Raw genomic sequence first — 12,511 nt, forward strand, 5'->3', positions numbered from 1 at the left:
GCGTGGTGTGCCAGGTCAGCCCCCTGCAGGAGCGAGCGTGCTCGCGAAGGCGCCAGGTCCATCACCGTGGCGGTCGCTTCGCTGGCAAGCCGGCTCCTGCGCAGGGCGTGGGGTCAGGCCGGCTCGCTGAAGTCGTAGTGCAGTTCGTTGTCGCGCTGGCTGATGCGCACCCCGGCCAGGGCGCGGCCTTCGAGCATGCGGTTGAGGAACTCGCGGCTCATGTCCGGCAGCAGGCTGTTGGTCAGGATGGCGTCGATCATCCGCCCGCCGCTTTCGGTCTCGGTGCAGCGCGAGACGATCAGGTCGATGACCTCGTCGTCGAAATCGAAATCCACCTTGTGGGTGCTTTCCACGCGCTTCTTGATCCGCCCCAGTTGCAGTCGGGTGATGGCCTTGAGCATCTCGTCGCTCAGCGGGTAGTAGGGAATGGTCACCAGGCGCCCCAGCAGTGCCGGCGGGAAGATCTCCAGCAGTGGCTGGCGCAGGGCCTTGGCGATTTCCTCCGGCTCGGGCACCGCCTGCGGGTTCTTGCAGACGTTGGCGATCAGCTCGGTGCCGGCGTTGGTGGTGAGCAGGATCAGGGTGTTCTTGAAGTCGATCATGCGGCCTTCGCCGTCTTCCATGACGCCCTTGTCGAATACCTGGAAGAAGATCTCGTGCACGTCCGGGTGGGCCTTTTCCACTTCGTCCAGCAGCACCACGCTGTAGGGCTTGCGCCGTACCGCTTCGGTGAGCACGCCACCTTCGCCGTAGCCGACATAGCCCGGCGGGGCGCCCTTGAGGGTGGACACGGTGTGGGCTTCCTGGAACTCGCTCATGTTGATGGTGATGACGTTCTGCTCACCGCCATACATGGCTTCGGCCAGGGCCAGGGCGGTTTCGGTCTTGCCCACCCCGGAAGTGCCGGCCAGCATGAACACGCCGATCGGCTTGTTCGGGTTGTCGAGGCCGGCGCGGGAGGTCTGGATGCGCTTGGCGATCATCTGCAGGGCGTGGTCCTGGCCGATGATGCGTTTCTTCAGGTGCTGGTCCAGGTTGAGCACGGTTTCCAGCTCGTTGCGGGCCATGCGCCCCACTGGAATGCCGGTCCAGTCGGCGACCACCGAGGCCACGGCCTGGTAGTCCACGGTCGGCAGGATCAGCGGGGTCTCGCCTTGCAGGGTGCTGAGGCGCTGTTGCAGGTCCACCAGTTTTTCCCGCAGGCCGCGGCTGTCGTCGCCGACGTCGCTGTCCACCAGGCCGACGTTTTCCCGCAATTGGGCGCGGGTTGCCAGCAGTTCGTCCACCAGGGTCTTCTCTTGTGCCCAGCGACTTTCCAGCTCGGCCAGGCGCTCGCGCTCGGCAGTCAGGAGGTTCTCGCTGTTGACCTGGCGGTTGCCAATGGCAACGCCGATCGCCTGTTCCCGGGCGATGATCTGCAGCTCGGTTTCCAGGGCCTCGATGCGCCGGCGGCTATCGTCCACCTCGGCCGGCACGGCGTGCAGGCTGATGGCGACGCGGGCGCAAGCGGTATCCAGCAGGCTGACGGATTTGTCCGGCAACTGGCGCGCGGGAATGTAGCGATGGGACAGTTTGACCGAGGCCTCCAGGGCTTCGTCGAGGATCTGCACCTGATGGTGCTGTTCCATGGTCGAGGCCACGCCGCGCATCATCAGCAGCGCCTTGTCTTCCGAAGGTTCGGCTACTTGCACCACCTGGAAGCGCCGGGTCAGGGCCGGGTCTTTCTCGATGTGCTTCTTGTACTCGGCCCAGGTGGTGGCGGCCACGGTGCGCAGGGTGCCACGGGCCAGGGCCGGCTTGAGCAGGTTGGCCGCGTCGCCGGTGCCGGCGGCGCCACCGGCGCCCACCAGGGTGTGGGCTTCGTCGATGAACAGGATGATCGGCTTGGGCGAGGCCTGGACGTCCTCGATGACCTGGCGCAGGCGCTGTTCGAACTCGCCCTTCATGCTGGCGCCGGCCTGCAGCAGGCCGACGTCGAGGCTGCGCAGTTCAACGTCCTTGAGCGCCGGCGGCACGTCGCCGGCGACGATGCGCAGGGCGAAACCTTCCACCACCGCGGTCTTGCCCACCCCGGCTTCACCGGTGAGGATCGGGTTGTTCTGCCGGCGGCGCATGAGGATGTCCACCAGTTGGCGGATCTCTTCGTCACGGCCGACGATGGGGTCGAGCTTGCCGCTGCGGGCCTGTTCGGTGAGGTCGACGGTGAAGCGCTTGAGGGCTTCCTGCTTGCCCAGGGCGCTGGGGGCCATGGCGCCGCTGGCTTCGCCGGGCACCGCACCGGCACTGAAGCCGTCGCTGGCGCTCAGGGCGTTTTCCGGCGAGTCGCCGATGTATTCGTCAAAGCGCTCGCACAGGGTCTCGACCTTGATCTTGTCGAACTCGCGGGACAGCCCCAGCAATGCATGGCGCAGGCTCGGGGTCTTGAGGATGCCGATCACCAGGTAGCCGGTGCGCACCTGGCTTTCGCCGAACATCAGGCTGCCGTAGACCCAACCGCGCTCCACCGCCTCCTCGACGTGGGACGACAGGTCGGTGATCGAGGTCGAGCCCCGGGGCAGGCGGTCCAGGGCCTCGGTCAGGTCCTTGGCCAGGCGCGCCGGCTCCAGGTTGAACTGGCGGATGATGCGGTGCAGGTCCGAGTCCGTAAGTTGCAGCAACTGGTGAAACCAGTGGGCCAGTTCCACATAGGGGTTGCCCCGCAATTTGCAGAAGACCGTGGCGGCTTCGATGGCTTTGTAGGCAACGCTGTTGAGTTTGCCGAACAGCGCCGCGCGACTGATTTCACCCATGCTCTGTGCTCCTTGGTGTACGTGAGGTAGTGGCCAGGTCGGCGTAGTGCCGGGCCAGTATTAGATCCTTGGCATCGCTGCCGGGTTGGCCGAGCCAGGTGTTGAAACCCAGGCGCTGGCGGCCGTTGAGTTGCAGCTTGGGTACTTCGTCCTTGAGCAGGACCAGGTTCAGGTCCCAGTCCAGCTCGAAGCCCAGGTATTCGGCGGCCCAGGCCACCAGTTCCTGGAATTGCTGGCCGTCGGGCAGCATCCCCAGGTAATCGTCCAGTTTCATCGGGCCGAGGCGGATGCGGAACTTGTGCTGGCGGTCCCAGACGTGGCTGCCCAGGCAGAAATCCACCCCCAGCTGATGGGATTGCACCCCGACCCGGCTGCGTTCGGGCAACTCCAGCCACTGGCCGACATATTCCTCGATCTGCACCGGCAGGCCGAAATACTCGCTGATGATCGCCCGCAAGCCGTCCGGGTAGCGGGTCTGGGCCGCCAGGTGGCCGCTGTAATGCAGCTTGGCGGTGTCGGCTATCAGACCCTGCTTGAGCAGGCTGGGCATGCCCCGGCCCGACAGCGCCGCCAGCCGCGCCGACCAGTAGTCGTCGTCCGGGCGATCGTGGCTCACCGTCGGCCGGGCTTCGGCCCAGGCCCGATAGAACAGGCTCAGCAGGCGGTGGTGGAACACATCGAGAAAGCGCTTGCTGGTGCTGTCGGCGTTGTTGCGCTGGCGCTCGCGCACGTATTCGGTGATGTGCAGCGGCAGCGGCCCGTTGGGCCCGCCGAGGCCGAAGAAGAACTGCTCCAGGCGGGTCGCGGCGCCGTCGCTGCCGGGGGTGACCGAGGCCAGGGTGGCCGGGGCGAAGCTGCAGTCGGCCTGCTGTCCCAGGCGCAGCGGATCGTCCGCCAGGCGCACGGAGTGACCGAAGCGCGGCAGTTGCGGCGACAGGCATTCGATACGCCGCAGGGCCTGGAAGAAGTCGTACTCCCAGGGCTCGGCGTGCATCGCCGTCAGCGTATTCAAAGAGTCGGACGACGTCCGGGCTTGGCTTTCCATCGCATGATCTCGCCGCGTTCGGTGGTACGGATCACCGTCTCGGTAAAACTGTTGATCGACACATAACGTGCCAGGAAGCGCTCGAATACCGCGCCGAGCAGAAACACCCCGGTGCCGCGGAACGCGTTTTCATCGAACTCCAGGGTGATCTCCAGGCCCCGGCCGAAGACGATCGGCCCGGGCATCGGCAGGCGCCGGGTCACCGCCTTGCTGCTGACTTCCCGCAGGCCCTCGATCTGCAACTGCAGGGCCGCGTCGTTGCTGTCGCCGTACAACCGCAGCAGTTCGCGCAGGGCCGCCGCGCCCTGGCCCTGTTCGCTCAGGGACAGGTAGTTCAGCGACAGCTGGCTGATCAGGCGCCAGGCCTTGCCGTCGTGGGCATGGCTGGGGCGCGGCCGGCTCGGGCCCGCCAGGCAGCGGATGGCCTGTACCGGGGCGCTGTCGGCCAGGGTGAAGTCGGTCTTGCCGTTGCCGGTGTTCATGAACAGTGGCAGGTCGCGGTTGGTGCACAGCGCGCTGACCCCGAGCTGGCGCAGGTCGTGGCGATAGGGCGCCTGCTGGCTGTCCACCAGGCTGACGAAGGATTCGCTGCCGATGTAGGTGGAGCGCGGGCCGTTGCGACGCTGGTCGCTGGACAGCACCCGCGGCTCGCGCCGGACGATGTAGTAGGACTGGTCGCGGCCGTAGCGGGATGGATCGCGCACGGCGTAGAACGGCAGGAACGGCTGTTCCGGGCCGGTGCCGTGGCCGCTGATGGCGGTCAGCGAGTGGACCTCGAAATCCATCGGTCGGGTGCGGTCGGCGATCACATGGTGCTCGTTGACCCGGTCGGACAGGTGGATACGGTCCAGGCGCTTGGGAAACAGGTTGATCGCCGGGGTGCAGAAGGGCACGAACTGAGCGGTGCCGACGCTGCCTTCCAGGCTCTGGTCGAAGCGCTCGAAGAGCACGATCAGCTCCAGCTCCTGGCCGGCGCAGCGCTGGACCGCGCGCCCCAGCTGGGCGAATTCGACGAACAGGAAGCGGTTGGGCAGGGCGAAGTATTCCTGCAGCAGGCGGTAGCCCTGGAAGGCCTGGGGCACCACCGGCAGCGCCGCGTCGCGGTCGTTGAAACCGCGCGAGCGCAGGGCGTCCGGGGGCAGGCGCTCGACCCAGTCGCCGCCCGGGGCCCGGGCGAACACCGCGCAGACGTTGCCCAGCAGTTGTTCGTAGAGGCGGAACGGCTGTTCGTCATTGCCGTTCAGGTACAGCGGCAACTCGTCCAGGGCCAGGCTGTTGAACGGCAGTTCGGCGCCGGTGCGCAGGGTCAGGCGCAGCCCGGCTTTGGCCCTGGGCTCGCTGGCGGCCAGGCGCCCGAGCACTGCCGACGGGTTGCCGAAGTATTCGGCCTGGGCCACTTGCAGTGGCCACAGGGTCACCGAGTGCGCGGTGCGGTATTCGCAGCAGGTCTGGGTATCGCGGCCCAGGGCGGCGCGCAGGCTGGTGTCGCGCTCCAGGGTGAAGCCGCTGCTCAGGGAACCTTCGTCGGGATCGGCCTGCAACTGCACCACGGTCATCGACGGGGTCGGTGCCAGGTAGTGCGGGTAGGCGATCTCCAGCAGGTTGTGGGTGAAGGTCGGGTACTCGGCGTCGAGCTTGAGCTGCACCCGGGCAGTCAGGTAGGCGAAGCCCTCCAGCAGGCGCTCGACATAGGGGTCGGCGCAGTCCATGCCCGACAGGGTCAGGCGGCTGGCGATCTTCGGGAATTCCTTGGCGAACTCCGCGGCGCTTTCGCGCACGTGGTGCAGTTCCTGGTTGTACAGCTCCAGCAGGCGCGGGTTCATGAGCGCCTCCGGGAGTCGGCGTGCACCACTCGTACGTGGCCCGATTCCAGGTCCATGTCGGTTTGCAGCAGCAGACGCAGGGGCATCGGCTGGGCCCAGAGGTCGCCTTCGATCTCGAAGCTCAGGGCGTTGTGGTTCATTTCCCCGGGCGCGGTGCGTGCGCGTACCCGCAGGGTGCTGCGCAGGATGCGCGGCTCAAAGGTGGCGATGGCCTGGTGGATCAGCGCCTCCAGGGCCGGGATATCGATGCTCGAAGCGCTGTACCCGGCCAGGGCCGGCAGGCCGTAGTTGACCACCGAAGTACCGGCGGGGGTGTGCAGGGTGGCGTCGGCTTCCAGCAGGGAAGTGGTGTTGAGCAGCCATGCCAGGTCGCGCAGTACCGAGGCCTTGAGCTGGCTCAGGGACAGCACGCGTTTGTCCGGGCTTTCTTTCAGGTTGCCGGGTTCATCGTCGGTCAGACGATCCAGCAGGGAGGGTTGCAAGCGATCGCGGGCGGCGATGTCGGTTACCAAGGGGTTCGCTCCAGGATCGGATTGCGCAGGCATGACGTCACGAAAAGGGGCATAACCAAAGACTCACGAGGACGCGGTCCTGGCCAACCGTCCTCGCGTTGCGCCAGGCGCAACGCGAAGGCCGGGCCGGTCGCCGCCACGGGGCGGCGACCGAAGCGGATCAGCGCTTGGTGTTGGAGCGGATGTTCCAGCCGTACTTGATCGGGCCGCCGTCCTTGGTGCCATCGGCTTTCTGCGGCTGGTACTCGACCATCACCTGAGCGAAGTTCAGGGTGATGTTTTCGGTCAGGCGGTCATCGCTGCCCGAACCGCCGGTGCTCAGCGAAGTGATCAGCACTTCTTCCAGGTCGATGATCATGTACTCGACCTGGCTTTCGCCGCCGGCCTTGCGCACGGTCAGGCGCACCTTGTCGATGTGCTTGCCGCTGGAGCAATGCATCATCAGGTTCGGCGATGCCTTGTCCACGTACTTGGTCAGCGACAGGTCCTGGATGTTCACCTTGCCCGCGCCGCCGCCACCGCCAACGTGCATGTTGCCGGACTGGGACATGCCCCAGCTCCAGTTCAACACGTCGATTTCGTCCTTGTGGGCTTTGTCCATGGACTCGCCCTTGATGTCACCGATCTTGATGAAAATATCAACAGCCATGTTTTCTCCCTGTGTGGCACTTGCCACGATGTTGATTCAGCTTCTGTCGCCGCTGCGCGAGGCCCTGGGGACCTCGCGCGGCCTGTGGCTGCGGCCGCAGGTTTGAGTCGGTTATGGGTTAGGCGCCCTTGGCGGACGGCAGTTTGGATACCAGGCGCAACGACACGGTCAGCCCTTCGAGCTGGTAGTGCGGGCGCAGGAAGAACTTCGAGTTGTAGTAGCCGGGGTTGCCTTCGACTTCCTCGACCACCACCTCTGCCGCGGCCAGTGGGTGCTGGGCCTTGGTGGTTTCGGTGGAGTGCGCCGGGTCACCGTCGACGTAGTTGAGGATCCAGTCCTGCAGCCAGCGCTGCATCTCGTCCTTCTCTTTGAAGGAGCCGATCTTGTCGCGCACGATGCACTTCAAGTAGTGAGCGAAGCGGCAAGTGGCGAACAGGTACGGCAGGCGCGCGGCCAGGTTGGCGTTGGCGGTGGCGTCCGGGTCGTCGTATTCGGCCGGCTTCTGCAGCGACTGGGCGCCGATGAAGGCGGCGAAGTCGGTGTTTTTCTTGTGCAGCAGTGGCATGAAGCCGTTCTTCGCCAGTTCCGCTTCACGACGGTCGGAGATGGCGATCTCGGTCGGGCACTTCATGTCCACGCCACCGTCGTCGGTGGGGAAGGTGTGGGCCGGGAGGTTTTCCACCTCGCCACCGGACTCCACGCCGCGGATCCGCGAGCACCAGCCGAAATGCTTGAACGAACGGTTGATGTTCACGGCCATGGCGTAGGCGGCGTTGGCCCAGGTGTACTTGGAGCTGTCGGCGCCGTCGGTGTTTTCCTCGAAGGCGAAAGCTTCCACCGGGTCGGTCTTGGCGCCGTATGGCAGGCGCGCCAGGAAGCGCGGCATGGTCAGGCCGATGTAGCGCGAGTCTTCCGATTCACGCAGCGAGCGCCAGCCGGCGTATTCCGGGGTGGTGAAGATCTTGGTCAGGTCGCGCGGGTTCGACAGTTCCTGCCACGAGCCCATGCCCATCACGGTCGGCGAAGCCGCGGCGATGAACGGCGAGTGCATGGCGGCGCAAACCTTGGACAGCTCGCCCAGCAGCTCGACATCCGGTGGCGACTGGTCGAAGTAGTAGTCGCCCACCAGGCAGCCGTAGGGCTCGCCGCCGAACTGGCCGTATTCCTCTTCGTACATCTTCTTGAAGAGCGGGCTCTGGTCCCAGGCCGTGCCCTTGAATTTCTTCAGGGTCTTGTGCAGCTCCGGCTTGGAGATGTTGAGCACGCGGATCTTGAGCTGCTCGTCGGTCTCGGTGTTGTTCACCAGGTAGTGCAGGCCGCGCCAGGCGCTTTCCAGCTTCTGGAATTCCGGGTGATGGATCACCTGGTTGACCTGGGCGGTGAGCTTGGCGTCGATGGCGGCGATGATCGACTCGATCGACTTGATGGCGTCGTTGGACACCAGGTCGGTCTGCGCCAGGGCCTGTTCGGCCAGGGTCCGCACCGCGGTTTCCACGGCTTCGCGAGCACGCTCGGTCTTGGGCTTGAATTCCTGCAGCAGCAGCGATGCGAATTCGCTGGCCTGCTCGGTGGCGCCGGGTTGCGCCTGATTGTCACGCATCAATTCGGTCATGATCGTTGGTCCTGATTTACGCGTTCGGCTCGGAGTCAGCAGGCTTTGGCGCACTGGCCAGGGCCTGGAGCAACGCCGGATCCTTGATGGCTTTCATGATGATTTCTTCGGCGCCGGTCTTGCCGTCCATGTAGGTCAGCAGGTTGGCCAGCTGGGTGCGGGCTTCCAGCAACTGGTTCAACGAATCGACCTTGCGCGCCACGGCCGCCGGGCTGAAGTCGTCCATGCTCTCGAAGGTGATGTCCAGGCTCAGGTTGCCTTCGCCGGTCAGTTCGTTGGGCACGTGGAAGGCCACCCGAGGCTGCATGGCCTTGAGGCGCGAGTCGAAGTTATCGACGTCGATTTCCAGGAACTTGCGATCGGCCACGGCCGCCAGGGGCTCCACGGGCTTGCCGGCGAGGTCGGCCATCACGCCCATGACGAAGGGCAGCTGGACCTTTTTCTCGGCGCCGTAGAGTTCGACGTCGTACTCGATCTGCACCCGGGGCGCGCGGTTGCGCGCGATGAACTTTTGAGAACTTTGCTTCGCCACGTTGTGCTCCTGGTCGCTGCTGCGACGGTGTTGGCGTCGGTCGGTGGTTGCCGCTGACGATACTGCTCGGTTGTTCCGGGGTTAGTCGGATTCAGGGCCGCGCAGGTTTTCAAATTGGGACATGCCGTCGGGAATCAGATTGCGCACGATGGCCGCGAAGTCGGCGTTGACCAGGTTCTTGGCCCGGTTGAGCAGCACCGGCAACGGGCTCGAAGGCTCGTGGCGGCTGTAGTAGGCCAGCAGCCGGTCAAGGCTGCGCAGCACGTCTTCGCGGCTGCTGATCTCGCCGGAAACCCGTACCGGGGCTGGCGCTGCGGGCGCACCTGGCTCTTCGGTGGACGGCCCATCGGCGTGTTCCTCGACCGCGTTCTGCGCGCCTTGCGGGGCGTGCTGGCCCAGCACCTGTAGCGCCAGGCGCAGGGGTTGCTTGAGGGCCGTGAGGTCTACACCGCTGGCCGAGCCTACTTGTTCGCTGACCTGTTTCTCGATGCTTTCGGCCGCCGAGCGGGCTGCGCTCAAGGCGCTGCGAATCGCATCCAGGTGCTCGGGGTCGCTGTCTTGCAGGGCGCCGGCCAGGTGGTCGGAGCCCAGGCTCTCGCCGGAAAAGTGCTGCAGGCCGGCGGCGTTCAGCGCGGCTCGCAGGCTCACCGGGCCGAAGGTCCGGGAACGGGTCAGGATGGCTTCGCGGAGCAGGCCGATGGTGGTGTCGGACGCTAGGCCGGCCAGGGCGTTGATACGCACCGTGGGGTCGTTGTCGTCGTCGGCGTCCAGGCGCGGATGCAGGTCCGCCCAGTAATCCCGGAGCAGGCCGTCGATCAGTTCGAGGCTGGTGGCCAGGCCCGGCAGGCCTTCGAGGGCCAGGGTGCTCTGCAGGAGGAAGTGGGTGATGCGCAGGTCTTTGCTGCGCGCCAGCAGGTCCAGGCTCTGTTGCTGGATGCTGCGCCAGTCCGGCGGCTCGGCCGGCAGGATCGAGTCGCCCATGCTGCGCTCGGGCTGGCCCTGTGCGGCCCGCTCCAAGTGCAAGAAATCCGCGTCATATTCCAGGTCTTCGCCACAAGGCGAAGTTGCTGAAACCGCGGCGAGCAACATCGGTACATCCACCTGGTTTGATCTCCCTATCAGCCTGCAGGACAGTCAGGCAATTAATGCACTAGTTTGTTTGTGAACTCGCGCACATTTCTTGGTTTATATGGACTCGTTGATACTAGTGAGCCATCATCCGTGTTCAAGAAGTTGTGCATTTTTGGTGTAGTAGTTGTGCCTTGTCAAGGTAAGCTATTCGCCCCGCATGACAGTGTTATGTCGCCTTATAGCTCCTTGACCGGCGAGTCAGATCGGGGCGGTACGAAAAGCTTTTGTCATGCGTGTAGTTTAAGTTAAGCGATCATGCTGTGAACGGCGCTGTTTAAAGGATTTTTTGCGGACTTTTCATTTTTTCACGGAACTTTTTTCCCTTCGCCGGTTCGCACGCGGAAGTACAGCAAGGAGGCGCGATGTCGCTGTGTTTGACTATCACTAGTTATCACAAGATTACCCCTGGTCAATGCCCTGAAAAACTAATGGACCAGGGAATGATGGCAATTGGCCGCAGTTCCGATAATGACTGGGTACTTCCTGATCCCGAACGCTTAGTTTCCGCGCGGCACTGTGTCATCCAATACAAGGATGGCCGTTATTATTTGACCGATAACAGTACTAATGGTGTGGAGTTAGTCCGTGCCGGTATTCGTATGCGCCGGGGTAGCAGCGAGCCTCTGGAAGATGGCGAGGTTATTCGCATTGGCGATTATGAAATCAGTGCGCGCATCGATTTCAGTCTGAACCGCCCGGGGGCTGAACCCTTTTCCGGGGACAGCTCCAATAGTTTCGAGGCGCTGATGGGGCGTCAGGCGGCTTCGCCGACCCCCATCGAACCGATTTCCATGGCCCCGGTGGCGCACTTCCAGGGTGCCTCGGCCCAGGACACCTTTCCCGATCTGTTCGACTTTCTCGCCCCCAGCGCGACCCCGCCGGCCACCCAACCGGACCACGTGCCGGCCGAGCAGCACGATTTTCGCCCGCCGACCCCCACCGCGGTGCCCCAGCCCGTGGCACCGCCTGAGCCATCGGCGCCCCAGGGCGGGGCGGTGATTCCGGAGGACTGGGACCTGTTCGGCTCGACGCCCGCAAGCCCTGCGCCAGTGCCCAGTGCGCCGCCCGTGGTTGCCCCGCCGGTGGTTGCTGCCGCGCCGATTGCCCACCAGGCCTCGTTCGCGGCAGAGCCCGCGCAGCCGCAGCCGCAGCCGCAGCCGCAGCCGATCGCCCAGGCGCCCGTGGCACCGGTGGTTTCCGAAGTGGAGCTGGCTCCTGTTGTCACGCCCGCGCCGGCCCCGGTCGCCCCCCAGGGGGATCTGCTCCAGGCCTTCCTGCGCGGGGCCGGGCTCGATCAACTGCGTATCGAGCCGCAGCAGGCCCAGGCCCAGATGGAAAGCCTGGGTCGCAGCTACCGGTTGATGGTCGAGGGCCTGATCGATGTATTGCGTGCCCGTAGCAGCCTCAAGGGCGAGTTCCGCATGCAGCAGACGATGATCCGCCCGGTGGAAAACAACCCGCTGAAGTTCGCCCCCAATGTGGACGAGGCCATGCTCCTGCTGCTGCGCCACAGCAACCAGGCATTCATGGCTCCGGATCAGGCCGTGCAGGACAGCTTCGATGACCTGCGGGCCCACCAGCTGGCGGTCATGGCCGGTGTGGAAGCGGCCATCAAGCACCTGCTGGGGCGCTTCGAGCCCACTGAACTGGAAGCTCGCATGGCTCGCCCCGGCGGCCTGGGCAACCTGTTCAGCGGCTCGCGCCAGGCGCAGAACTGGCAGCAGTTCACTGCACTCTACAAACAGATTTCCCAAGAGGCCCAGGACGATTTCCAGGACCTCTTCGGTCGTGAGTTCAGCCGCGCCTATGAAGAACACACCCACCGGCTGCGCCGTTCCTGAGCGCGCCTGGAACACCCGAAAAACACGGATACACGGACAGCTGATACGTCATTGAGGACGCAGGATGATTCAACGATTGCTGACATTGGTTGCCATGCTGGTACTGGCGGCCTGTGCCAAGGACACACCACCTCCCGGCGAACCGGCCAAGGAAGCGCCCGGCGCCACGACTGTGGAGCTGCATTTCCAGGCGGTCAGCGGGCTCAACCCCGGGCCTGATGGCCAGAGCACGCCGGTGCGGGTACGGATCTTCGAGCTGAAGAATCCGGCCACCTTCATGCGCGCCGACTACTTCGCCCTGGCGGAGCGGGCGCCGGCTACCCTCGGCCCGGACCTGATCGACCAGGATGAAGTGCTGGTCAAGCCCGGCGACCAGTTCACCCTCAAGCGCACCCTGGACCCGGCCACCCGTCAGGTCGGCCTGCTGGTGGGCTATCGCGAAGTGGACCAGGCCCTGTGGCGGGTCGGGGTCAACACCGCGCAGCGCCTGAGCAACCAATATCAGATCGTCCTCGACGTCCGCGCGGTCAGCGCCGAGCTCGTGGCATCCCCATCCAGCCCTGCCCAATAGGCAATC

The 12,511-nt window shown here is 65.0% G+C and carries 10 protein-coding genes; 2 read left to right on the plus strand and 8 right to left on the minus strand.

Annotation, left to right across the window (positions count from 1 at the left end):
- Nucleotides 1-113: 113 nt before the first annotated feature.
- From tssH to tssA, 8 genes are all read right to left on the minus strand, one after another.
- Complete coding sequence (gene tssH, locus BM382_RS17530; protein WP_072443449.1) at nt 114-2,789, minus strand: type VI secretion system ATPase TssH; 2,676 nt, start codon at nt 2,787-2,789, stop codon at nt 114-116.
- Nucleotides 2,782-3,834, minus strand: a complete 1,053-nt coding sequence (gene tssG, locus BM382_RS17535; protein WP_011064260.1) for a type VI secretion system baseplate subunit TssG — start codon at nt 3,832-3,834, stop codon at nt 2,782-2,784. The genes tssH and tssG overlap by 8 nt, the downstream gene beginning before the upstream one ends.
- Complete coding sequence (gene tssF, locus BM382_RS17540) at nt 3,798-5,657, minus strand: type VI secretion system baseplate subunit TssF (RefSeq protein WP_072443451.1); 1,860 nt, start codon at nt 5,655-5,657, stop codon at nt 3,798-3,800. The genes tssG and tssF overlap by 37 nt, the downstream gene beginning before the upstream one ends.
- Complete coding sequence (gene tssE, locus BM382_RS17545; protein ID WP_011064258.1) at nt 5,654-6,169, minus strand: type VI secretion system baseplate subunit TssE; 516 nt, start codon at nt 6,167-6,169, stop codon at nt 5,654-5,656. The genes tssF and tssE overlap by 4 nt, the downstream gene beginning before the upstream one ends.
- 160 nt (nt 6,170-6,329) lie before the next feature.
- Nucleotides 6,330-6,818 carry an Hcp family type VI secretion system effector gene (locus tag BM382_RS17550; RefSeq protein WP_011064257.1) on the minus strand — a complete coding sequence of 163 codons (489 nt, stop codon included), beginning with the start codon at nt 6,816-6,818 and terminating at the stop codon, nt 6,330-6,332.
- Between the two features lie 118 nt (nt 6,819-6,936).
- Nucleotides 6,937-8,430: a type VI secretion system contractile sheath large subunit gene (tssC, locus tag BM382_RS17555; protein ID WP_011064256.1), complete on the minus strand. Its 1,494-nt coding sequence runs from the start codon at nt 8,428-8,430 to the stop codon at nt 6,937-6,939.
- Between the two features lie 16 nt (nt 8,431-8,446).
- Nucleotides 8,447-8,962 (minus strand): type VI secretion system contractile sheath small subunit, encoded by a 516-nt coding sequence (gene tssB, locus BM382_RS17560; protein ID WP_011064255.1) that lies wholly within the window; start codon nt 8,960-8,962, stop codon nt 8,447-8,449.
- 81 nt (nt 8,963-9,043) lie between these two features.
- Nucleotides 9,044-10,063, minus strand: a complete 1,020-nt coding sequence (gene tssA, locus BM382_RS17565) for a type VI secretion system protein TssA (protein ID WP_011064254.1) — start codon at nt 10,061-10,063, stop codon at nt 9,044-9,046.
- Between the two features lie 392 nt (nt 10,064-10,455).
- Between tssA and tagH the strand changes: the two genes are divergently transcribed.
- Together tagH and tssJ are read left to right on the plus strand one after the other, a co-directional pair.
- Nucleotides 10,456-11,934 carry a type VI secretion system-associated FHA domain protein TagH gene (gene tagH, locus BM382_RS17570; RefSeq protein WP_019093139.1) on the plus strand — a complete coding sequence of 493 codons (1,479 nt, stop codon included), beginning with the start codon at nt 10,456-10,458 and terminating at the stop codon, nt 11,932-11,934.
- A 64-nt stretch (nt 11,935-11,998) separates the two neighbouring features.
- Nucleotides 11,999-12,505, plus strand: a complete 507-nt coding sequence (tssJ, locus tag BM382_RS17575) for a type VI secretion system lipoprotein TssJ (protein WP_011064252.1) — start codon at nt 11,999-12,001, stop codon at nt 12,503-12,505.
- The last annotated feature ends 6 nt before the right edge of the window (nt 12,506-12,511 follow it).

Origin of the sequence: Pseudomonas sp. NFPP25 (assembly GCF_900116505.1) — a bacterium.
Lineage (GTDB): Bacteria > Pseudomonadota > Gammaproteobacteria > Pseudomonadales > Pseudomonadaceae > Aquipseudomonas > Aquipseudomonas protegens.

What these genes read in the sequence shown, in the direction of transcription:
- tssH (WP_072443449.1), bottom strand. Translation starts at nt 2,789, where the DNA reads ATGGGTGAAATCAGTCGCGCGGCGCTGTTCGGCAAACTCAACAGCGTT.
- tssG (WP_011064260.1), bottom strand. Translation starts at nt 3,834, where the DNA reads ATGGAAAGCCAAGCCCGGACGTCGTCCGACTCTTTGAATACGCTGACG.
- tssF (WP_072443451.1), bottom strand. Translation starts at nt 5,657, where the DNA reads ATGAACCCGCGCCTGCTGGAGCTGTACAACCAGGAACTGCACCACGTG.
- BM382_RS17550 (WP_011064257.1), bottom strand. Translation starts at nt 6,818, where the DNA reads ATGGCTGTTGATATTTTCATCAAGATCGGTGACATCAAGGGCGAGTCC.
- tssC (WP_011064256.1), bottom strand. Translation starts at nt 8,430, where the DNA reads ATGACCGAATTGATGCGTGACAATCAGGCGCAACCCGGCGCCACCGAG.
- tagH (WP_019093139.1), top strand. Translation starts at nt 10,456, where the DNA reads ATGTCGCTGTGTTTGACTATCACTAGTTATCACAAGATTACCCCTGGT.
- tssJ (WP_011064252.1), top strand. Translation starts at nt 11,999, where the DNA reads ATGATTCAACGATTGCTGACATTGGTTGCCATGCTGGTACTGGCGGCC.